Here is a 19,841-nt window from a genome sequence, read left to right on the forward strand (position 1 = left end):
CTTACAAAATGGAAGCCGTTGCGTCAATCGGCGATTGCGCCGCGATTTTCACATCGCGCCGAGGAGGACGCCGGCCAGGGCGCCGAGCAGGATCACGCCGTCATGCACGGCGAGTTGCGCACGCGTGGCTCGGCCACGGGCATGCAAGACCAGCGTCGCGCCGAGGCTGGTCAGCGACCAGCCGGCTCCGACGCCCATGAAGGCCAAGGCGAGGCCGCCGGCTCCCTCGGCAAGGCGGACGGCGGCGAGGCTGCCGAAGGCCAGCGCCAGCCCCGCTAGGGCGAGGCGGCCGGCGCCGATATGCTCGGCCAGCCTGCCGCCCACCAGGGCGGGTGCGTACATCGCAACCACATGCCAGGCGACAAAACCGGTCACTGCTGGGGCACCCACGCCGCAAGCTATGAGACCGAGCGGCGCGCTGGACATGCCGGCGCTCATGGCACCCCAGGCGAGCACGGCGATCAGCGTCGGCCCGGCAATCGCCTGCCAGCCAAGCGCCTTGTGCTGGCCCGCTCCCACGCCATCGTCGGCATGGGCGAAGCGCGCAGCAGGAAGCGATACGGCGAAGAGCAGCACGCCAAGCTGGGCGAGCGTAGCGGCGAGCAGCGTGCCGACAAAGATGAACGGTACGAACAGCGCCTCAACCGCGCCCGCCAGCACGGGACTGATCAATCCCGCCAGCGCTCCGGCGGCAAGCAATCTGCCGACCGCGGCGCCGCGCATGCCCGCTCCGGCACCGAAGGCGGCAGCGTGGCGGTAGAACATGCCGAAGCCTTGTGCCGCTCCAAGCCAGACGCAGCCGACAACCAGCTCGCGGAAGGACGCCGCATGGATGCCGTGGGCGCCGATCAGCCCGCCGGCGACGCCGAGGCTGGCGCCGAGCGCGAACCCGGCCCGGCGACCGAAGGAGCCCAGCAAGAAAGCAGCCGGCACGCTCGCCGCTGCCGCCCCGCAGATGAGTGCCGCCAGCGGCAACGCCGCAAGTCGCGGGTCATCCGCCAGCATCGCCCCGGCGAGCGGCAGCACGCCGATGGTCAGCGCTTGCGCCAGCACCACCAGCGCGAAGCCTGCGGCGAGCCTCGCTTCGCCCGGCACGCGGCGCAGCAGCCGGGCAGCGTCTTCCGGGCAAGCACAGCCGAGCCGTCCGGCACGAATTTCCGCCATGTCGGCGCCGAAGCTCTCCACGCCCATGGTCACGCTCTCATCGCCGCTTCAGGTCGTCATCGCTGAGCACGCGCACCGCGGCACCCTCCAGGTCGTCATATTGACCGGAGCGCAAGGTCCACATGAAGGCTCCCAAGGCGGTGAGCCCGAGGCCCAGCGCCAGGGGCAGGAGATAGATGAGCACGCTCATGCGTTTGCCTCCCTTTCAGCGCTATGCAGCCGGGCGCGTAGGGCGTTCAGCGTGACGATGACCGAGGAGCCGGACATCGCCACCGCCGCCACCAGCGGAGTGACGAAGCCGGCGATGGCCAGCGGCACGGCGAACAGATTGTAGATGACGGCGATGATCAGGTTCTCGCGCATCAATTGTCGCGCGCTGGCCGCCACCGCGATGGCCGCCACCACCGGTGCCAGCCTGTCGCCAAGAAACACCAGGTCCGCCTGAGCCCGCGTGACGTCGGCGGCGGCGATCGGCGACATCGAGACATGAGCGGCGGCAAGTGAGGGGGCGTCGTTGATGCCGTCGCCGACCATCAGCACCCGCCGGCCGCGCGCCGTCAGCCGCTCCAGCGTCGCGATCTTGTCGGCCGGCGTCGCCTCGCCCTGCCATTCCGCGATGCCGAGCACCTCGGCCACCGGCATCACCGCCGCCGGCCGGTCGCCGGAGACGATGACCAGGGATTTGCCCATGACGCGCAGCCGCCGCATGACCTCCACCGCATCCGTTCGCAGCGTCTGGCGGACCACCAACAGTGCCCGCTCCTCGCCCACGCGCAGGGCGACGAGGGAGGCGTCGGCAACCGCGTCCTCCACCGGCAAATCATGGCAGCCGCAGAACTCCGGGCTGCCGAGCCGGGCGAGCACGCCGTCCACTTCCACCTCGACGCCGGAACCGGCGACTTCGCGCGTCTCGGGATAGGGGGTGGCTCCAGGCACTGCGGCGGCCACCGCGCAGGCGAGCGGATGCGTGCTGCCGGCCGCCAGCCGACCGGCGATCTCCAGCTGCGCCGGTGAGAGCACGTCGGCATTGGCCAGGTGCGGCTCGGGGGTGGTGAGCGTGCCGGTCTTGTCGAACACCACCGTGTCGATCTCCGCCAGCCGCTCGAAGGCGTCGCCGGCATTGATCAGCACCCCGGCACGCATCAGCGTGCCGGAGGCGACGACCTGCACCGCCGGCACCGCGAGCGCCAGCGCGCAGGGGCAGGTGATGATCAGCACCGCCACCGCGATCAGCACCGCATGATGCAGCGAAGCTCCGGCAAGGAGCCAGCCGACCAGCGACAGCAGCGCCGTGGCATGCACCATCGGCGCATAGAGCCGGGCGGCACGATCGGCGAGGCGGACATAGCGATTGCGCTCGGTGGATGCCCGTTCCAGCAGTCGCTCCACCTCGACGAGAAAGGTGTCTTCGCCGACTGCCGTGGTGCGCAGATAGAGCACGCCATAATGAATGAGGGCGCCGGCATGCACCGTTGCTCCCGCCGCGGCATCGCGCGGCAGCGTCTCTCCGGTGACCAGGCTCTCATCCACCGCCGCGCGGCCGGAGACCACGAAGCCGTCCACCGGCACCCTCTCGCCGGCGCGTACCAGCAGGAGATCACCCGGCTTCACCGCCGCGGCCGGCACCAGCGTGATGCCGCCGGCGGCATCGAGCCGGTTGGCCGTCTCCGCCTTGAGCGCCGCGAGGTTGGAAGCCTCGATGCGGGTTTTGCGGCGCATGGCATGGTCGAGATAGCGCCCGGTCAACAAGAAGAACAGCAGCATCACAGCCGAGTCGAAATAGGCATGCTCAGCATGGTGCAGCGTCTCGTAGACCGACACACCCAGCGCCAACATGACGCCGAGTGTGATCGGGACATCCATATTGAGCGCACGGTTGCGCAGGGCGCGCAGGGCGCTGTGGAAGAACGGCTGGCCGGCATAGGCACAGGCCGGCAGCGCGATCAGCGCCGAGAGCCAGTGGAACAGATCGCGGGTCTCGGGGTCGATGTCGGAGACGTTGCCCGACCACACCGACACCGACAGCAGCATGATGTTCATCGCGGCGAAGCCGGCCACCGCGAGGCAGCGCAACAGATGACGGGCGATGTTGCGCTCGATCTGCTCCGCCGTGTCGGCCCCGAACGGATAGGCTTTGTAGCCGATGCCGGTGAGCGCGGCGAACACCGCCGCGGGATCGGCGGCGGCACGCCATGCCACTGCGAGACGATGGCTGGTGTAATTCAGCCGCGCCTCGGCAATACCGGGGAGCCCCTCCACCGCATCCTCGATCTCGTCAATGCAAGCGGCGCAATCGATGCCCTCGATAGCGAAGTCCATCGCCATCCGCCCATCCGCTTCCTGGCGCAGATAGAGCGACAGGTCGTGCGCCGGCGCCGTTGCCGAGGATGCGGCCGGCGCCCCGGCCGACAGGTCGAAGACGTCACCGATGCTGGCTTGGCCGGTGGTCATGTCGCTACCTCGTCCATACCCGGTTCTGCGAACGGAACTGCCGCTCACCGTGGCGCGACAGATCGATCATCAGTGCCCACTGGCCGGGAGGCACGGCAGGAGCAGCCCTCCATACGCCTGGGCCGGCCGGTTCCGCGTCGATGACGATATCCAGCCGGCGGTCGGTCGGATGATGCAACACCGCAGCAATGGCGAGATCGGGCAGCGGCTGGTCGGCAGCGTCGCGGGCGCTCGCCTCGAAAACGCCGTCCGCCACATGAGCCGCGACCTGCCAGTGCAGCGCCTCCTGCCGGGCGGCGGCGTCGGCCTCCCGGGCGAAGGCGAGGCCGGCCTTGTAGGAGCTCTCGGTCTCCACTCCACCGAAGCTGGAAAGCGCCGCGCGGACCAGAATGAAATTGGCGAGGAACACCACGCCGAAGAAGCCGACGAAGCAGGCGAGCACCATCCGGCCGGTGAGCGGGCGGCCGGCAGCCGATGCATTCGGCGCGGAGGCAAGCGGATGCATCATGGCTCAGGGTCCCTTGAAATGATCGGCAACCGACACCGTCTCGCCGCCCGCCACGTCGGTGAGATGGAAGACAAGCCCGAGCGATGCGTTCGCCGGCAGCCGGGCTGCGGTGGAAACGAGCACACGGATCTCGTGGGTCTGATCCGGACCGACGGAAACCACCGGATCGCTGCTGGCGGATGCTGCCTCGCCCACCACTTCCAGCCGCGCCTCGGGCACGCCCTCGACGGCGATGGCGAAACGGCGCGGCACCAGCTGCTTGTTGACGAGCCGCAGCGTGTAGCCATTGCGGATCGAGCCATCGGACAATTGCACGAACAGGGGGTTGCGGTCGTGGATCACCGCCAGCCCCTCCGAATCACGGGTCGCCAGCACCACGGCCATCAGACCGCCGATCAGCACGATCAGCGCGGTATAGAGCACCGTGCGAGGGCGCAGGATCCGGTAGATCGGCGCCTCGCCACGCTGGCGGCGTTGCACGTTCATCTCGGTGTCATAGGCGATCAGGCCGGTGGGACGGCCGATCTTGTTCATCACCGTATCGCAAGCGTCGATGCACAGGCCGCACTGCACGCAGGAAAGCTGCAAGCCGTCGCGGATGTCGACCCCGGTCGGACAGGCCGAGACGCATTGGCGGCAATCGACGCAATCGCCACCCGGCAAGCCCTGGAGCTTGAGCGCCTGGGTCTTCTTCAGGGAGCCGCGCGGCTCGCCGCGATCATAGCGGTAGGTGACGTTGAGCGCGTACTCGTCGGTAAGCGCCGCCTGGATGCGCGGCCAAGGGCACATATAGGTACAAACCTGCTCGCGCATGTGGCCGGCGAGCACATAGGTCGTGAAGGTGAGAATGCCGATCCACACATAGGCGACGGCCGGCGCCTCGCCCTTGAGGAGTTGCATCACCAGGGTGGGGGCATCGGCGAAATAGAGCACCCAGGCGCCGCCGGTCCACCAGGCGACCATCAGCCAGAGCACGTGCTTGGAAGCGGCCTCGAAGGCGCGACGGGTGGGCGAGGCGGTCTTCAGTTTCTCGCGGCGCTGGCGCGGATCGCCCTCGACCAGGCGCTCGATGGCCTGAAACAGGTCGGTCCACACCGTCTGCGGGCAGAGATAGCCGCACCAGACACGCCCGGCCACCGCGTTCATCAGGAACAGCACGAGCGCCGCGAGGATCAGCAGGCCGGTGAGATAGTAGATCTCCTGCGGCCAGATTTCGATGAAGAAGAAGTAGAAGCGGCTGTTGGGGAAATCGACCAGCACCGCCTGCGAGGGAGCGCCCGGCCCGCGGTCCCAACGCACGAAGGGCAGCAGGTAGTAGATGCCGAGGGTGACGACGAGCAGCGTCCACTTGATGCGCCGGAAGGTACCGCGCACCGCGATCGGGTAGATCTTGCGCCGCGCCTCGTAAAGCGGAACGTCGTCGAGGGATGATGCGGTGTCGGACGGCGTGGCGGCGTTCATCTCATTCCCCGGCATGCGGAACCATCTGCCGGCACCGCCGCTTCTGTGTACCGGCCACCGCCGCCGCTTTTGATCCGGGCGATGACGGGCGGGAAAATTGCTTATGCGGCGGGATATCGCCGGGACGTCCCGCCGCGTTCGCCGGCGCTACAGGCCGCCACCCAGGGTGTGGACATAGACGGTGAGGGCCTTGAGGGTGCCGTCGTCGAGGCGCCCCTTCCATGCCGGCATGAGCCCGGCCCGGCCATTGCTGATGGTCTGGATGATGGTCGCGCGGTCCGAACCGTAGAGCCAGATCGGGTCGGTGAGGTTCGGCGCGCCCAGTTCCTGGTTGCCCTTGCCCTCGGCGCCGTGGCAGGCGGCGCAATTGGCGGCGAACACTTCCCCACCCTTGGCGAGATCCGCTCCAGGCGCCGGGGCGAGGCCGGCGAGGTGCCGCACATAATCCGCGACGGCACCGATATCCGGGCGTGGCAGCATGCCGTCACGCCCGAAGGCCGGCATGTCGCCGACATGCGCGTCCGCATCGGCGGAGCGGGCGCCGTGCTGGATGGTGGCGTGGATCTGGTCGAGCGTGCCGCCCCACAACCAGTCATCGTCGTTGAGATTCGGGTAGCCCTTGGTGCCGGCCGCGCCCGCCCCGTGGCAGGGCGCGCAATTATCGCCGAAAGCGGCACGGCCCTGCGCGCGGGCAAAGGCGAGCAATTCGGGATTCTGCTCGATCTCCGGCAGGCTGGCCGCCGCCAGCTTGTCGGCAAACGCCGCGCGCTGCCCCCTGAGTTGGGCGAGGTCGCTCTGGATCGCCTCGCGCGACTTCCACCCGAGCAGGCCATAAGTGTAGCCGGTCACCAGCGGCCAGGCCGGGAACAGCACCCAGTAGACCACTGCCCAGGCGATGCAGGCATAGAAGGTCCACAGCCACCAGCGCGGCAGCGGGTTGTTGAGTTCGCGGATGCCATCCCAATCATGGCCGGTGGTGGGGACGCCGCTGACGGCGTCGATGTTTTGGCGATGCATGTCGGCCATGATCAATCCTCGCTCAGAGGCAGGCGCGCGGCTTCCTCGAACTCGTGCCGGCGCCGGGGCGACAGCGCGTAGGCGAGGACGCAGGCGAACAGCGCGACGAAGTAGAGAAGGCCCCAGGTCTGGGCGAATTCGGCGAGAGCGCGATAGGTCTCATTCATGTGCGGTGCCTCACCGGATGTTGGCCTTGTCGTCGTACAGCTTGAAGTCGACCATGGTGCCGAGCGCCTGCAGATAGGCGATCAGCGCATCGGCCTCGGAGACGAAGGCCGGGTTGCCGTCGAAATCGCGGATCTGTGCGCCGGGATAGCGCTGCTGCAGCGCCTCGGCGTCGGCGGCGTCGGTGGTCGCCTGGGTGCGCAGGTCGACCGCGGCGGCGGCGATCATCTCCTCGGTATAGGGAACGCCGTAGAGAGCGTTCACCTTCATGTCCTGCCCGATATCGGCCGCTTCCAACCGGCTCTCGGCGAGGAATGGATAGCCTGGCATGATCGAGCCCGGCACCACCGAGCGCGGATCGGCGAGATGCTGGCGCTGCCACTCGTCGGAATATTTGCCGCCGACGCGGGCGAGGTCCGGCCCGGTGCGCTTGGAGCCCCACTGGAACGGCCGGTCGTACATGCTCTCGGCCGCCAGCGAGTAGTGGCCGTAGCGTTCGACCTCGTCGCGCAGCGGGCGGATCATCTGCGAATGGCAGTTGTAGCAGCCCTCGCGGACATAGATGTTGCGCCCGGCAAGCTCCAGCGGCGTCCAGGGACGCACGCCGGAAACCTTCTCGATGGTGCTCTTCAGGTAGAACAGCGGCACGATCTCGACGAGACCGCCGACCGAGATCACCAGCAGGATGCCGATGATCAGCCAGATCGAGTTCTTCTCCAGGAAGGCATGTTTCTGCCAGAGCGTCGGCGTGTGGGCCGGCTTGGAATTGGTCGCGGTTGCCATGGACGGGCGCTCCTCACTCGGCCGGCACGAGAGCGGCATCGGGGGCAGGGCTGGTGGCGTGGCTGGCGATCGGCTCGACGTCGGGCGAACGCACGGTCATCCACAGGTTGAAGGCCATGATCAGGGCGCCGATCAGGAACAGCACGCCGCCTATGGCGCGGATCACATAGAAGGGGTGCATCGCCTCGACGGTCTCGATGAACGAGTATTCGAGGAAGCCGAGCGAGGTGTAGGCGCGCCACATCAGGCCTTGCAGGATGCCCGCCACCCACATTGCCGAGATGTAGAAGACGATACCCAGCGTCGAGATCCAGAAGTGCCAGTTGACCAGCTTCAGCGAATAGAGCTCGCGCTTGTTCCACAGCCACGGCACCAGGCAGTAGAGCGCACCGAAGGAGATGTAGGCGACCCAGCCCAGCGCGCCGGAATGCACATGGCCGATGGTCCAGTCAGTGTAGTGGCTGAGCGAGTTCACCGCCTTCACCGACATGAGCGGACCCTCGAAGGTCGACATGCCGTAAAAGGCGACCGACACAACCAGCATGCGCAGTACCGGGTCGGTACGCAGCTTGTCCCAGGCACCCGACAGGGTCATGAGGCCGTTGATCATGCCGCCCCAGCTCGGCATCCACAGGATGACCGAGAAGGTCATGCCGAGTGTCTGCGCCCAGTCCGGCAGCGCGGTGTAGTGCAGGTGGTGCGGGCCGGCCCAGATGTAGATGAAGATCAGCGCCCAGAAATGCACGATCGACAGCCGGTAGGAATAGACCGGCCGGTCAGCCCGCTTGGGAATGAAGTAGTACATGATGGCGAGGAAGCCGGCGGTGAGGAAGAAGCCAACCGCGTTGTGGCCGTACCACCACTGCACCATCGCATCCTGCACGCCCGACCAGACGATGTAGGACTTGGGCGAATAGATCGACACCGGCACGCTGGCATTGTTGCCGAGATGCAGCACGGCGATGGTGACGATGAAGGCGAGATAGAACCAGTTCGCCACATAGATGTGCGGCTCCCTGCGGCGCCAGATCGTGCCGAGGAACACCAGCAGATAGGTGACCCACACCACGGTCAGCCACAGATCGGCATACCATTCGGGCTCGGCATATTCCTTGCCCTGGGTGATGCCGAGCAGATAGCCGGTGCCGGCGATGACGATGAAGAAATTGTAGCCGAGCACCACGAACCACGGCGCCAGATAGCCCGCCAGCCGGGCGTGACAGGTGCGCTGCACCACATAGAACGAGGTGCCGATCAGCACATTGCCACCGAAGGCGAAGATCACTGCCGAGGTGTGCAACGGCCGCAGCCGGCCGAAGGCGGTCCAGGGCAGATCGAAATTCAGCGCCGGGAAGGCGAGCTGGAAGGCAATGATCACGCCGACCAGGAAACCGGCGATGCCCCAGACGACCGCCGCCACCGTGGCGAACTTCACCGGGCCGAAATTGTAGTTCGGCCGGCCATCCACCTCGCGCGGGGGCAGTGCCGCCGGCCGCTCCACATGATGGCTGATGATCACGAAGACGGCCGCGAGGCTGGCGAGCACGGTCAGCCAGGCATGAAAGGCATAAGCCGTCGTCTCCGCCCCCGCGGCCACCGTGAGCGAGGCAAGCGCCAGCAGCACGAGGCTCGCCACCAGCCCGCCCTCGCCGAAGGTGAGGCTCTTGCTGATCTGCCGAGGCACCCTGACGGGATCCGGCTCCGCGCCCGTTGGCAATTGACGCATAAAACCCTCCACCTGCCCGGCGGCCGAAGCAGTGCGGGCGTCTCCAAAGTCCGGTCGGACCATCGGGGCAGGTGCGAGGCACAGCCTTGATTCACATCAACTCTAAGGAACATCACGGATCGGCGAGGTGACGCAGGCCGCAGACCTGCCCGTCGGCATCCCGACGAAGGCCATGCGATGAACCGCGGCTCGTCCGTGCTTGCCAGCCCGGCAGCGCTCGCCTAGACCGGATGCGGGATGCGAGGCGCGCCCTGCATCCGGATCGTGAATGAGGGCCCATGATACGGTTTCTGCTGCGCTTTCTCGGCGTGTGGGTGCTCGCCGGCGGCTTCGTGGTGGTGGTGCTGGACGGGGTGCGCTCCATCGCCGCCTCGCGCCTGCTCTACACCCCGTTCGGTGATGCCTGGGCAGCGGCAAGCGCGACGGGTCTCGGGCAGGCGCTGGGCGACACCGACCTGCCGGGCGGAAGCTGGGGAAGCCTGGCCACGCCGCTGCTCGAAGCGCCGCTGGCGGCGGTGCTGGTGGTGCTCGGCATCCTTCTAATCCTGATCGGGCGCAAACGCGCCTGACCCCCCTCGCAATCGCACCACCGAATCACCATATCGGGGCGCGGAAAAGCGAGGGACGTGACCATGTTCTTCTTCAAGAAATCTCTGGAATTGCCGACTCCGTCCGAGGCGCTGCCGGGCCGGGCCGCGCCGCTGCCGACGGCATCGACGCATTTCGTCTCCGGCCGGCCGCTCAAGGGCCCCTATCCCGAGGGGCTGGAGACGGCCATCTTCGCGCTGGGCTGCTTCTGGGGCGCCGAACGCAAGTTCTGGCAGACGCCGGGCGTCTGGGTGACCGCGGTCGGCTATATCAACGGACCGACGCTCAACCCCACCTATGACGAAGTCTGCTCCGGCCGCACCGGCCACACCGAGGCGGTGCTGGTGGTCTACGACCCCAAAATGGTGAGCTACGACGAGCTGCTCAAGGTGTTCTGGGAAGCACACGACCCGACCCAGGGCATGCGGCAGGGCAACGATATCGGCACCCAGTATCGCTCCGGCATCTACACGCTCTCGCCCGAGCAGCAGCGGGCGGCGGAGGCGAGCAAGGCCAGCTATGAGGCGGCGCTGCGGACCGAGGGCTACGATCCCATCACCACCGAGATCGTGCCGGCGCCGGAATTCTACTTCGCCGAAGGCTACCACCAGCAATATCTCGCCAAGAATCCCGGCGGTTATTGCGGCCTCGGCGGCACCGGCGTCTCCTGCCAGATCGGCACCGGCGTCGGCGCCTGAGGCGTCTTTTCCCATCATCCAGCAGGCAATGGCCGGGGACACCCCCGGCCATTTTCGTTTCGGCGATCTGCCCTGCGCGGTCGCTGCCGCCACCGCCTCCGTCGCGCATCGCACCGATGTCGGGACCGGCAACCGATCACGCCTTTCCTCTTGAACCCGCCGCCAGGTCATGCCACCCATCTCGCAGCTGCGAGAGGAACGGCCGCCTGCGGTCGGATCGCGGACAGGCGCGACCAAGACCAGCGTGGCGAGGACAGGCGGGACATGGAAAAACTGATCGAACGCTTCATTTTCGTCAGCCGCTGGATCATGGCGCCGTTCTATATCGGGCTCGTCATCGCGCTGCTGGTGCTGCTGTTCAAATTCGGCGCCGAGCTGTGGCATTTCGTCAGCCATGCCAACGCCTTCGACGAGAACGACACCATCCTCGGCATCCTGGCTCTGATCGACCTCACCTTTACCGGCAGCCTGGTCATCATCGTCATCTTCTCCGGCTATGAGAATTTCGTTTCCAAGATCGACGCCGAGGGCCATGCCGACTGGCCGGAATGGATGACCAAGGTCGATTTTGCCGGGCTGAAGCAGAAGCTGCTCGCCTCCATCGTCGCCATCTCCGCGATCGCGCTGTTGAAGGCCTTCATGAATCTCGACCGGGGCGTCGACGAGAAGCAGCTCACCTGGCTCGTCATCATCCATGTGGTTTTCGTGGTCTCCGGCGTCGTGCTGGCCTGGACCGACAAGCTCTCCGAAAAGAGCCACTGAGACCGGCGCCCTCCCGCCGGTCTGCCGTTCACGGCCGATCGGGCCATGGTATAATGGGCGTTTACCGCGTCGCCGTCCGACAGGGCGGCGCCTTGTGACGTGTCGTCAAGAGATCCGCTATGGCCGCTACACCCGGCGCTCCTCCTTCTCCCCGCCGCCCTGCCGAGCAGAATGGCGGGCGCATGGCGCCGCTTGCCCGGCTGCCGGTTTTCTTCGCGCTGGAAGGTCGCCGGGTGGTGCTGGCCGGTGGCTCGGATGCCGCGGCCTGGAAGGCGGAGCTGATCGCCGCCGCCGGGGCGCAGTTGCATGTCTATGCCGTCGACATCTCGCCCGCCCTCGCATCGCTCGCCATCGAGGCGGGCGAACGCATCACGCTGCATGCGCGCGACTGGACGCCGGAGGACCTTGCCGGCGCCGCTCTCGCCATCGGCGCCATCGAGGACGATGCGGAGGGTGCCCGGTTCGCCGCGGCGGCGCGGGCGGCCGGCGTGCCGGTGAACGTCGTCGACAAGCCGGCCTTCTGCGACTTCGCCTTCGGCGCCATCGTCAACCGTTCGCCGCTGGTGGTCGGAATCTCCACCGACGGCGCGGCGCCGGTGTTCGGCCAGGCGGTGCGGGCCAAGATCGAATCGGTGATTCCGCAGGGCTTCCGGCACTGGGCCGAAGCGGCGCGGAGCTGGCGTCCCTTCGTCACCGCGCTCGGCCTCGGCCACCACGGCCGGCGCCGGTTCTGGGAACGCTTCGCCCGCCACGCGCTGGTAACCCCGGATGCCACCCCGAACGAAACGCTGCGCGACGATCTCCTCGCGCGTGCGCGCGCCGGGCGCGAGGAGGAAGGCCGAGGCTCCATCGCCCTCGTCGGCGCCGGGCCGGGCGACCCCGAACTGCTGACCCTGAAAGCGGTGCGGGTGCTGCAGGCCGCCGACGTGGTGCTCTATGATGACCTGGTGGCGCCGGCAGTGCTCGATCTCGCCCGCCGCGAGGCTAGGAAGACGCTGGTCGGCAAATCCGGCTACAAGCCCTCCTGCAAGCAGGACGACATCAACGCGCTGATGGTGACGCTCGCCCGCCAGGGCAAGCGGGTGGTGCGGCTCAAGGGCGGCGACCCGATGGTGTTCGGCCGTGCCGGCGAGGAAATCACCGCCGCCCGCGCCGCCGGCCTGCCCATCGAGGTGGTGCCGGGCATTACCGCGGCCCAGGGCGCAGCGAGCCGGATGGCGGTGTCGCTGACCCATCGCGACCATGCGCGCCGGCTGCAATTCGTCACCGCCCATGCGCGCGACGGCAAGCTGCCTGTTGATCTCGACTGGACGTCGCTCGCCGACAGGGCGGCGACCACCGTGGTCTACATGCCCCAGCGCACCTGGGGCGAACTCGCCGAGAAGGCCATGGCCGCCGGCCTCGATCCACATACCCCCGCCCTCGCCATCTTCTCCGCCACCCGTCCGGAAGAATTCCGGGTAGCGGCGACCGTCGCGACGCTGAAGGATAAGCTCGATGCGGCCATGGCGGATAAGTTTAGTGGTGTGCCGCCGGGCCCCTGCCTGATCCTGTTCGGCTTCGCCATTGGCGAGGCGGAGGAATTCGCCATCGCGCGGATGGCAGAGGACGACACGGAGCGGGCGGCGCGCGGCTGAACGCTAGAGCGTTTTCGAGCGAAGTGGATTCCACTTCGCAGGAAGAAAACGCGTCAGAACAATAAGCTAGATCATTTCCGGCAAACCGGTGTTCGCCAGAAATGATCTAGCCCAGCCGCGCCGCCAGCCTGGCGTAAAGCGGGTTCTCGGCGGCGAAGACATAGTCCAGCGGACCGACCGAGACGCTCGCCGCGCCCTTCTCGCGCAGGAACACCGCAAGCCCGTGCAGCGTGTCCGGAGGACAGTGCAGCGTCACCATGCCCGACGAGGTCGGCGCGCCGAACGGCGCGACGGCGCGGAAGCGCTCGACCGCCTCCGCCACGATCGCGCTGTCGCAGGCGGAAAACCGCGTCTTCACCTCCCGCATCGTCGCGGCGCGCTTGGCAGCGGTGATGCGATCAAACAGCGCGCGAACGGCGGCCCGTGCCGCCTCCGTCCAGGACGCGTTCAGCGAGGCGACGAGGTTGGCCTCCGAGCGCAGCATCACGCCGTCCTCGATCACCTTCAGCCCGTTGGCGGCGAGCGTGCCGCCCGTGGTGGTGATGTCGACGATCAGCTCCGCCGTGCCGGCGGCCGGCGTGCCCTCGGTGGCCCCGAGGCTTTCGACGATGCGGTAGTCGACAATGCCGTGGCGGGCGAAGAAGCCGCGGGTGAGGTTGAGATATTTCGTCGCCACCCGCATGCGGCGGCCGCGGCTGGCATGGAAATGCGTCGCCACATCGTCGAGATCGCGCATGGTGCGCACGTCGATCCAGGCCTGCGGCACCGCCACCACCACATTGGCGTGGCCGAAGCCGAGCCCCTCGACCAGCAGCACCTTGGAATCCGCATCGGGGATGTTCTCGCGCACCAGATCCTCTCCGGTGACACCGAGATGCACCGCGCCGGCGGCGAGCTGCGCGGCAATCTCGGAGGCCGAGAGAAAGGCGACCTCCACCCCCTCGACGCCGGTAAGCGTGCCGCGATAGTCGCGGGCGCCGCGCGACTGGGCGAGCCCCATGCCGGCGCGGGCGAAGAAGGCCGAGGCGTTCTCCTGCAGGCGGCCCTTGGAGGGGACGGCGACGATAAGCGCGCTCATGAACGGGTCTCCAGCGCATCGAGCCGGCCAAGCCAGACCGCGAAGCCGACCGCCGGCACCGGAGACGGCGCGCCGAGGCGGGCAAGCAGCCCGTCATAGCGGCCGCCGGCGACCAGCGGGGTGTCGCCGCCGTTCTCGTGCAGCTCGAACACCATGCCGGTGTAATAGTCGAGCGGGCGGCCGAAGGCGGCGGCGAAGTGCAGCCGCTCGACCTCGACCCCCTGGGCGGCGAGGAAATTGGTGCGGGTCTCGAAGGCGTCGAGCGGTGCCGACAGGTCGAGCGCGGCATCGTCGGCGAGGCTGCGCAGCGCGCGGGCGGCGGCGTCCGGCTCGCCGGAGATGGCGAGGTAGCGCTCCAGCACCGCGACCTTCTCGACCGGCAGCCCCTCGGCGTCGCCCGAGGCCGCCTGTTCGAGGAAGCGCTCGGCGATCTCCGACACCGAGCGGCCGGCCACCGTCGAGATGCCGGCGATCGAGATGAGATCGGTGACGAGGGCGTGCGCCGCCGCCTTGTCGGAACCGGCCAGCGCCTTCAGCACGCCGGCATGGGCGGCCACCCCGCCGCCGGCGGGACGCTCGCGCAGCATGGCGAGATCGGCACCGAGATCGCCGGAACGGGCGAAGTCCTTCACCAGCCGCCGCCGCCAGCCGGGCGGCAGGTCGAGCGCGTCGAGCAGCGCGGCGAACAGGCCGGCATCGCCGAGGCGGACATTCGGCTCGGTGACGCCCCACAGCGCGGCGGTCTCGAGGCCCAGCGCCAGCAGCTCGGCATCGGCGGCCTCGCGGTCCGGCCGGCCGAAGGATTCGACGCCGGCCTGCAGGAACTCGCCGTTCGGCGCATCCGAGCGGAACACCGGGCCGAGATAGGAGAAATCGCGCGGCTGGGCGGCGCCGCCCTCGATATAGAGCCGGCACACCGGCAAGGTGAGGTCCGGGCGCAGGCAGAGCTCGCTGCCATCCTCCGCCGTGGTGACGAACATGGTGCGGCGCATCGCCTCGCCGGAGAGATCGAGAAAGGCGTCGGCCGGCTGCAGCACCGGCGGATCGACACGCCCATAGCCGGCGCGGGCATAAAGCGCGAGCAGTTCCTCGGCGTGATTGGGGGCGGCGGTCATCGTCTCGTCTCTGGCATGCGCGCCGGGGCGAAAGGACGTCCCTCGGCCGGCATCGGGTCCGCGGCTTCTAGCAAAGCGGGCCGGCCGGGTCCATGCACGGCACGTGACATGGTTTCCGCAGAGGTGCGGCGAACAAGCGCCAAAAGCTCCGCGCCGCGAGCGGCCGGAGGTCTGACGGGCACGGCATCCCGCCGCCGAAGGCGGGGGACGGGTATTCTCCCTTGCGCCCGAAGGGCGCGCGGGACGGGTCTTGCCCGGCGCCGAAGGGCGCGCGGGACGCCTGGCCGGATCGCTCCGGCGGCCGCCTGCACCGAGGTTAGACAGGTGGTGCAAGCCTTTAGTCAACCAACCGAAACCCCGAACCCGGCGTCCCGCACGCGGTGTTTTGTGGCTTGCTCTCCATGGTCCCCGGAGGACTTGGGCCTTGCTATCCTCCGCTGTGCGGTGCGTCGCGCGCGAGCGCGCTTCTCCGCGTGACCGGCGGAACGGCCGGCCGGGAACACAGAGCTTGGGCCGTCCGGCACGCGGTGCGTTATTCCGCGCGCAGGACCACCGCACCCCGCCCGCGCGATCGGCCGCTCCGGTTGCGCCCCTTCATCGAGCGAGGTGCGTCTAGAATAAACCAGCCGGCGGGGATGGCGGATAGATTTGTGATTTCGTTGGTCTGCCAATCGGTTAGGCGAGGCGGGCCACCGCAGAGCTGCGAGCCCCCGGCCGCATGCGCGATCATCGCCGATATCCGGGACGCCGAAAAAGCAAAAGCCCGGTGCGAGACCGGGCTTTCAAAAGCAAGGACGGGACGAGCGCCCGGTCGAGCCCCACCCTCACCCCAGCGCGGCGCCATGCGGGACGCGGTGATGGTCGAGCAGCTCGCGCACCTTGGCCACCAGCTCGGCCTCGGCGCAGGCGAACTGCGCCGGGCGGCTTTCGCGCCATTCCGCATTGTCGGTGATGGCGGCGGCGGCCTTGGCGCCCTCGATCAGGTCCTTGATCTGCACCTGCCCCGCAGCCCGCTCGTCCGAGCCCTGGATGACCACGCAAGGGCTGTTGCGGCGGTCGGCATATTTGAACTGGTTGCCGAGATTCTTCGGGTTGCCGAGATACATCTCGGCGCGGATGCCGGCTTTGCGCAGGGTGGCGACGAGGCCCATGTAATGCGCGGTCTGGTCGCGATCCATGACGACGACCACCACCGGGCCGTAATCGGAGGCCACCTCGGCCGATTTGAGATAGCTCAGGGCCGAGGCGAGGCGCGACACGCCGATGGAGAAGCCGGTGGCCGGCACCGGCTCGGAGCGGAAGCGCCCGACGAGCCCGTCATAGCGCCCGCCGCCACCCACCGAGCCGAAGCGCACGGGACGGCCTTTTTCGTCCTTCACCTCGAAGGTGAGTTCGGCTTCGAAGACGGGGCCGGTGTAGTATTCGAGGCCGCGGACGACGGAGGGGTCGATGCGAATTCGGTCCTCATAGCCGGCGGCATGTACGAGACTCCAGATTTCTTTGAGTTCTTCCACGCCGGCAGAGCCGGTAGCAGTGTCTCCAGCCACATTTTGCAATCGACGCAGGACCCGTTCCGTCACCCGAGCTTCGTCGGTTGGTGGAGCTCTATTTTGATCGGGAGGCCACGCCCCAGGCTCGAGATCATCCGACTCTTCTTCGTCACGCATCCCAAACAGATCAAGGATGCGATTGATTGAACTCTGAGGAAGCCCCGCGCCCTTGGTGAAGTCGCCGCTCTCGTTTAGTGGATTCTCCCAGCGTCCCTCGCCCAATAGATCACTGACACCCTGCATCCCGACCTTGTCGAACTTGTCGATGGCCCGCAGCACGGTCAGCCGGCGGCCGGCATTCTCCTCGCCGCCGAGGCCGATGGCTTCCAGCACGCCATCCAGCACCTTGCGGTTGTTGACCTTGATCACATAGTCGCCGCGCTTGATGCCCAGCGCTTCCAGCGTGTCGGCGGCCATCATGCAGATCTCGGCGTCGGCGGCGACGGTGGGGGCGCCCACCGTGTCGGCGTCGAACTGCATGAACTGGCGGAAGCGGCCGGGGCCGGGCTTCTCGTTGCGAAAAACCCAGCCGGCGCGATAGGAGCGGAACGGCTTGGCGAGGCGGTCGAAATTCTCCGCCACATGGCGGGCGAGCGGCGCGGTGAGGTCGTAGCGCAGGCTCAGCCACTGCTCGTCATCGTCCTGGAAGGAGAACACGCCCTCGTTCGGGCGGTCCTGATCCGGCAGGAACTTGCCGAGCGCATCGGTATATTCGATGAACGGCGTCTCCAGCGCCTCGAAGCCGTAGAGCTCATAGACCTTGCGGATGGTCTCGAGCATGGCGCGGGTGGAGGCGAGCTCGGCCGGGCCGCGATCGGCGAGGCCGCGCGGCATCCTTGCCTTGAGCCTGGTGGGTTTGTCCTTGGCCATGATGGGGCGCCGTCCTTGGGAAATGCGTTCCGGCGCGGTTTAGAGGATGGGGCGCGGCACGGCAATGGCGCGGTGTATGTACTGCGGCGCGTGTCCCACTTCTCAATGGGCAGCATCCGCGGAGCCGTGCTGCTCCCTCTCCCCCTCGGGGAGAGGGGTGGGGTGAGGGGTCTTCGAGGCTTCCCAATGGTGTCGCCCCTCACCGACCCGCTGCGCGGGCCACCTCTCCCCAGTGGGGAGAGGGACAGAAAGAGCCGCGCCTCAGGGCCGCAGTCCCGCCGCGAGGCGGGCTTCTATGGCCTCCAGCACCGGCGGCAGCTCGGCGATGGTGTCGACGACGAAATGCGCGCCGGCGCCGTAGAGCTTGGCCGAGGCACGGGCACGCAGATGCGCGCGCTCGTCGGGAGCGAGCGCGGCCAATTCGTCCTTGGACAGGCCGGCGGCGTTGCCGGACAGGGACAGCCCGACCGTCCACGTCCCCGCCGCGAGCCCCTCGGCGATGCCGGGCTCGGTGTCGTCGATCTTCACGCACTCCCAGGCCGGCCAGACGCCGAGATCGGCAAAGGTGCGGTACATCATCAGCGGCGAGGGCCGGCCGGCGGCGAGGTCGCCGGCGCACACCACATTGTCCGGCCGATAGCCCGCCTCGGCGGCGAGCGGCATCAGCCTCTCCATGATCGGCCGCGTATAGCCGGTGGTGGAACCGATCTTCAGCCCGCGCGCGCGGGCGCCCGCCACCACGTCCAGCAGGCCGGGGATGAGGTCGGCATGGCGCGGGATGACCTCGACATTGAGCGGCTCGAAGATGGCGAGCACGCGGTCGACATCGGCCTCGGTCGGCGCGGTGCCGTAGAGGGCGTGCCAGCGCTGCGACACCGCCGGCGCATAGATCAGCGCGGCCACATGGTCGCGCTTGGGCAGGCCCATCGGCCCGCGCGCCTCCTCGATGGTGAGCGGGATGCCCACCTGCGCGAAGGCTTCGACGAAGGCGCCCATCGGCGCGCGCGAACCGAAATCGACCGCCGTGCCGGCCCAGTCGAGTATGAGTGCCTTCAGCGCCATGCAATGCCCCCCAAGGTGCTGCCCCCGTTGCAAACCGTCAGTCGAAAAGTTCGGCCACCGCCTCCTCGGCAATGGCGAAGCCGGTGGACGCGCCGGTGCCGCTGGTCACCACCACGAGGCGGATCGACGGATCCGGCCGGTCGATGAAGGCGAGCCGGTCGGGCGCCGAGGCATAGGTGCCGGTCCAGCGCTCGAGGATGCGCGCCGGACGGCGGCCGAACACCGCTTCATATTCGTCGAGGATCAGCTCGTCGACCGCTTCGGGCGCGAAGGGATCGGGCGTCGCGGCGTAGTGATGGCTGTCGCCGACCACCAGCGAGCCGTCTGCCGACTGCACCACGATGAGATGCACGCCATTGTCGAGCTGGGCCTGCTGCTCGGCGGCGAGGCGGGCCTTCAGCGGCGCGGCCTCCGGCAGCTCGGCATAGCCGAGATAGCGGCCGAGCGAGAGGTCGCTCATGACCGAGCCCGGCAGCGTGCCCACCGCCGGGTCGGCGACGCGCAGCATGTGCAGCTTGCAGCGGGTGAGGTTGTAGGCCTTGAAGCGCTCGGGCAGCAGGGTGTGGAAATCGTCGCCCGGCGCCACAACGATGCGCGCCGCCTCGATGGTGCCGGTCGCGGTGTGGACGCGGCCGGGCTCGACCCCGGTGACGGCGGTGGAGCGGTGGAAGGCGACGCCCTTCGCCTGCTCCAGCCAGCGGGCGAGCTTGGGGATCGCCTGGCGCGATTCCACCCGCATGTCGTGCGGGCTCCACAGCGCGGCGCTCTGGCGGGCATCGAGCGCCGGCAGCTTCGCCCGGGCCTCGTCACCGGAGAGCAGCGCGCAGCCTTCGCCCATCTCGGTGGCGAGGAAGGCTTCCAGCACCGCCTCCGCCTCCGGCCGGCGCACGCTGACCAGCAGGCCGCGATGCACCACCTCGATGCCGGCCTCAGGCGCGATCTCCGCCCAAATGTCGCGCGAACGCATGGCGCGGCGCCAGCATTGCCCGCGCTGCTGGCCGGTGACGGTGACGAAGCCGAAATTGCGGATGGAGGCGCCGTTGGCCTGGGCGTCGCGGTCGATCACCACCACCTTGAGGCCGCGGCGGATGGCGGCCAGCGCATGGCCGAGGCCGACGACGCCCGCGCCGACGACGGCAAGATCGAAAGCCTGCGACATGAGTGGATTCCGGCGCGAGGAACGACGTCGCCCTGCTTAGCCTGTCG

The 19,841-nt window shown here is 68.2% G+C and carries 18 protein-coding genes; 4 read left to right on the top strand and 14 right to left on the bottom strand.

Annotation, left to right across the window (positions count from 1 at the left end; all coding sequences use genetic code 11):
* Positions 1 to 48: 48 nt before the first annotated feature.
* The 9 genes from J2X65_RS19285 to ccoN all read right to left on the bottom strand — a co-directional run bounded on the left by J2X65_RS19285 (position 49) and on the right by ccoN (position 9,275).
* Positions 49 to 1,191 carry a hypothetical protein gene (locus tag J2X65_RS19285; protein ID WP_310204606.1) on the bottom strand — a complete coding sequence of 381 codons (1,143 nt, stop codon included), beginning with the start codon at positions 1,189 to 1,191 and terminating at the stop codon, positions 49 to 51.
* A gap of 10 nt (positions 1,192 to 1,201) precedes the next feature.
* Positions 1,202 to 1,354 carry a cbb3-type cytochrome oxidase assembly protein CcoS gene (ccoS, locus tag J2X65_RS19290; RefSeq protein WP_310204323.1) on the bottom strand — a complete coding sequence of 51 codons (153 nt, stop codon included), beginning with the start codon at positions 1,352 to 1,354 and terminating at the stop codon, positions 1,202 to 1,204.
* Positions 1,351 to 3,615 carry a heavy metal translocating P-type ATPase gene (locus J2X65_RS19295; RefSeq protein ID WP_404977758.1) on the bottom strand — a complete coding sequence of 755 codons (2,265 nt, stop codon included), beginning with the start codon at positions 3,613 to 3,615 and terminating at the stop codon, positions 1,351 to 1,353. Before J2X65_RS19295 ends, ccoS begins: the two co-directional genes overlap by 4 nt.
* A gap of 4 nt (positions 3,616 to 3,619) precedes the next feature.
* Entirely contained in the window at positions 3,620 to 4,123 is a 504-nt protein-coding gene (locus J2X65_RS19300) for a FixH family protein (protein ID WP_310204326.1), read from the bottom strand.
* A gap of 3 nt (positions 4,124 to 4,126) precedes the next feature.
* Positions 4,127 to 5,584, bottom strand: a complete 1,458-nt coding sequence (gene ccoG, locus J2X65_RS19305; RefSeq protein ID WP_310204329.1) for a cytochrome c oxidase accessory protein CcoG — start codon at positions 5,582 to 5,584, stop codon at positions 4,127 to 4,129.
* Positions 5,585 to 5,731: 147 nt separating this feature from the next.
* Positions 5,732 to 6,610 (bottom strand): cytochrome-c oxidase, cbb3-type subunit III, encoded by an 879-nt coding sequence (ccoP, locus tag J2X65_RS19310; protein WP_310204333.1) that lies wholly within the window; start codon positions 6,608 to 6,610, stop codon positions 5,732 to 5,734.
* 2 nt (positions 6,611 to 6,612) lie between these two features.
* Entirely contained in the window at positions 6,613 to 6,768 is a 156-nt protein-coding gene (locus tag J2X65_RS19315) for a cbb3-type cytochrome c oxidase subunit 3 (protein WP_213365058.1), read from the bottom strand.
* A 10-nt stretch (positions 6,769 to 6,778) separates the two neighbouring features.
* The gene (gene ccoO / locus J2X65_RS19320) at positions 6,779 to 7,549 is read right to left on the bottom strand and encodes a cytochrome-c oxidase, cbb3-type subunit II (RefSeq protein ID WP_310204338.1); all 771 of its coding nucleotides are present in this window, start codon (positions 7,547 to 7,549) and stop codon (positions 6,779 to 6,781) included.
* A 13-nt stretch (positions 7,550 to 7,562) separates the two neighbouring features.
* Entirely contained in the window at positions 7,563 to 9,275 is a 1,713-nt protein-coding gene (gene ccoN, locus J2X65_RS19325) for a cytochrome-c oxidase, cbb3-type subunit I (RefSeq protein WP_310204341.1), read from the bottom strand.
* Positions 9,276 to 9,553: 278 nt separating this feature from the next.
* Between ccoN and J2X65_RS19330 the strand changes: the two genes are divergently transcribed.
* The 4 genes from J2X65_RS19330 to cysG all read left to right on the top strand — a co-directional run bounded on the left by J2X65_RS19330 (position 9,554) and on the right by cysG (position 12,960).
* On the top strand, positions 9,554 to 9,844 hold the full coding sequence (locus J2X65_RS19330) for a hypothetical protein (RefSeq protein ID WP_310204344.1): 291 nt from the start codon (positions 9,554 to 9,556) through the stop codon (positions 9,842 to 9,844).
* Positions 9,845 to 9,907: 63 nt separating this feature from the next.
* A complete protein-coding gene (msrA, locus tag J2X65_RS19335; RefSeq protein WP_310204614.1) occupies positions 9,908 to 10,561 on the top strand; it encodes a peptide-methionine (S)-S-oxide reductase MsrA in 654 nt (217 codons plus the stop codon).
* Positions 10,562 to 10,825: 264 nt separating this feature from the next.
* Positions 10,826 to 11,323: a TIGR00645 family protein gene (locus J2X65_RS19340; RefSeq protein ID WP_310204347.1), complete on the top strand. Its 498-nt coding sequence runs from the start codon at positions 10,826 to 10,828 to the stop codon at positions 11,321 to 11,323.
* Between the two features lie 119 nt (positions 11,324 to 11,442).
* Complete coding sequence (gene cysG, locus J2X65_RS19345) at positions 11,443 to 12,960, top strand: siroheme synthase CysG (protein ID WP_310204351.1); 1,518 nt, start codon at positions 11,443 to 11,445, stop codon at positions 12,958 to 12,960.
* 106 nt (positions 12,961 to 13,066) lie between these two features.
* On the opposite strand, the gene hisG is transcribed toward cysG, so the two are convergent.
* The 5 genes from hisG to J2X65_RS19370 form a co-directional block, all read right to left on the bottom strand.
* Entirely contained in the window at positions 13,067 to 14,038 is a 972-nt protein-coding gene (gene hisG / locus J2X65_RS19350) for an ATP phosphoribosyltransferase (RefSeq protein ID WP_310204355.1), read from the bottom strand.
* Entirely contained in the window at positions 14,035 to 15,153 is a 1,119-nt protein-coding gene (locus J2X65_RS19355) for an ATP phosphoribosyltransferase regulatory subunit (protein WP_310204358.1), read from the bottom strand. The genes hisG and J2X65_RS19355 overlap by 4 nt, the downstream gene beginning before the upstream one ends.
* Before the next feature lie 824 nt (positions 15,154 to 15,977).
* A complete protein-coding gene (gene hisS, locus J2X65_RS19360; protein WP_310204362.1) occupies positions 15,978 to 17,573 on the bottom strand; it encodes a histidine--tRNA ligase in 1,596 nt (531 codons plus the stop codon).
* A 261-nt stretch (positions 17,574 to 17,834) separates the two neighbouring features.
* On the bottom strand, positions 17,835 to 18,635 hold the full coding sequence (gene phnX, locus J2X65_RS19365) for a phosphonoacetaldehyde hydrolase (RefSeq protein WP_310204367.1): 801 nt from the start codon (positions 18,633 to 18,635) through the stop codon (positions 17,835 to 17,837).
* Positions 18,636 to 18,672: 37 nt separating this feature from the next.
* Positions 18,673 to 19,794 (bottom strand): TIGR03364 family FAD-dependent oxidoreductase, encoded by a 1,122-nt coding sequence (locus tag J2X65_RS19370; protein ID WP_310204370.1) that lies wholly within the window; start codon positions 19,792 to 19,794, stop codon positions 18,673 to 18,675.
* Between the last annotated feature and the right edge of the window lie 47 nt (positions 19,795 to 19,841).

The sequence above is a fragment of the Ancylobacter sp. 3268 genome (assembly GCF_031456575.1).
GTDB lineage: Bacteria > Pseudomonadota > Alphaproteobacteria > Rhizobiales > Xanthobacteraceae > Ancylobacter.

Bases quoted from the DNA above. Each gene is read 5' to 3' on its own strand.
- J2X65_RS19285 (WP_310204606.1), bottom strand. From the start codon at position 1,191: ATGGGCGTGGAGAGCTTCGGCGCCGACATGGCGGAAATTCGTGCCGGA.
- ccoG (WP_310204329.1), bottom strand. From the start codon at position 5,584: ATGAACGCCGCCACGCCGTCCGACACCGCATCATCCCTCGACGACGTT.
- J2X65_RS19300 (WP_310204326.1), bottom strand. From the start codon at position 4,123: ATGATGCATCCGCTTGCCTCCGCGCCGAATGCATCGGCTGCCGGCCGC.
- ccoS (WP_310204323.1), bottom strand. From the start codon at position 1,354: ATGAGCGTGCTCATCTATCTCCTGCCCCTGGCGCTGGGCCTCGGGCTC.
- J2X65_RS19315 (WP_213365058.1), bottom strand. From the start codon at position 6,768: ATGAATGAGACCTATCGCGCTCTCGCCGAATTCGCCCAGACCTGGGGC.
- J2X65_RS19330 (WP_310204344.1), top strand. From the start codon at position 9,554: ATGATACGGTTTCTGCTGCGCTTTCTCGGCGTGTGGGTGCTCGCCGGC.
- J2X65_RS19370 (WP_310204370.1), bottom strand. From the start codon at position 19,794: ATGTCGCAGGCTTTCGATCTTGCCGTCGTCGGCGCGGGCGTCGTCGGC.
- ccoP (WP_310204333.1), bottom strand. From the start codon at position 6,610: ATGGCCGACATGCATCGCCAAAACATCGACGCCGTCAGCGGCGTCCCC.
- J2X65_RS19295 (WP_404977758.1), bottom strand. From the start codon at position 3,615: ATGACCACCGGCCAAGCCAGCATCGGTGACGTCTTCGACCTGTCGGCC.
- cysG (WP_310204351.1), top strand. From the start codon at position 11,443: ATGGCCGCTACACCCGGCGCTCCTCCTTCTCCCCGCCGCCCTGCCGAG.
- msrA (WP_310204614.1), top strand. From the start codon at position 9,908: ATGTTCTTCTTCAAGAAATCTCTGGAATTGCCGACTCCGTCCGAGGCG.
- phnX (WP_310204367.1), bottom strand. From the start codon at position 18,635: ATGGCGCTGAAGGCACTCATACTCGACTGGGCCGGCACGGCGGTCGAT.
- J2X65_RS19355 (WP_310204358.1), bottom strand. From the start codon at position 15,153: ATGACCGCCGCCCCCAATCACGCCGAGGAACTGCTCGCGCTTTATGCC.
- J2X65_RS19340 (WP_310204347.1), top strand. From the start codon at position 10,826: ATGGAAAAACTGATCGAACGCTTCATTTTCGTCAGCCGCTGGATCATG.
- hisS (WP_310204362.1), bottom strand. From the start codon at position 17,573: ATGGCCAAGGACAAACCCACCAGGCTCAAGGCAAGGATGCCGCGCGGC.
- hisG (WP_310204355.1), bottom strand. From the start codon at position 14,038: ATGAGCGCGCTTATCGTCGCCGTCCCCTCCAAGGGCCGCCTGCAGGAG.
- ccoN (WP_310204341.1), bottom strand. From the start codon at position 9,275: ATGCGTCAATTGCCAACGGGCGCGGAGCCGGATCCCGTCAGGGTGCCT.
- ccoO (WP_310204338.1), bottom strand. From the start codon at position 7,549: ATGGCAACCGCGACCAATTCCAAGCCGGCCCACACGCCGACGCTCTGG.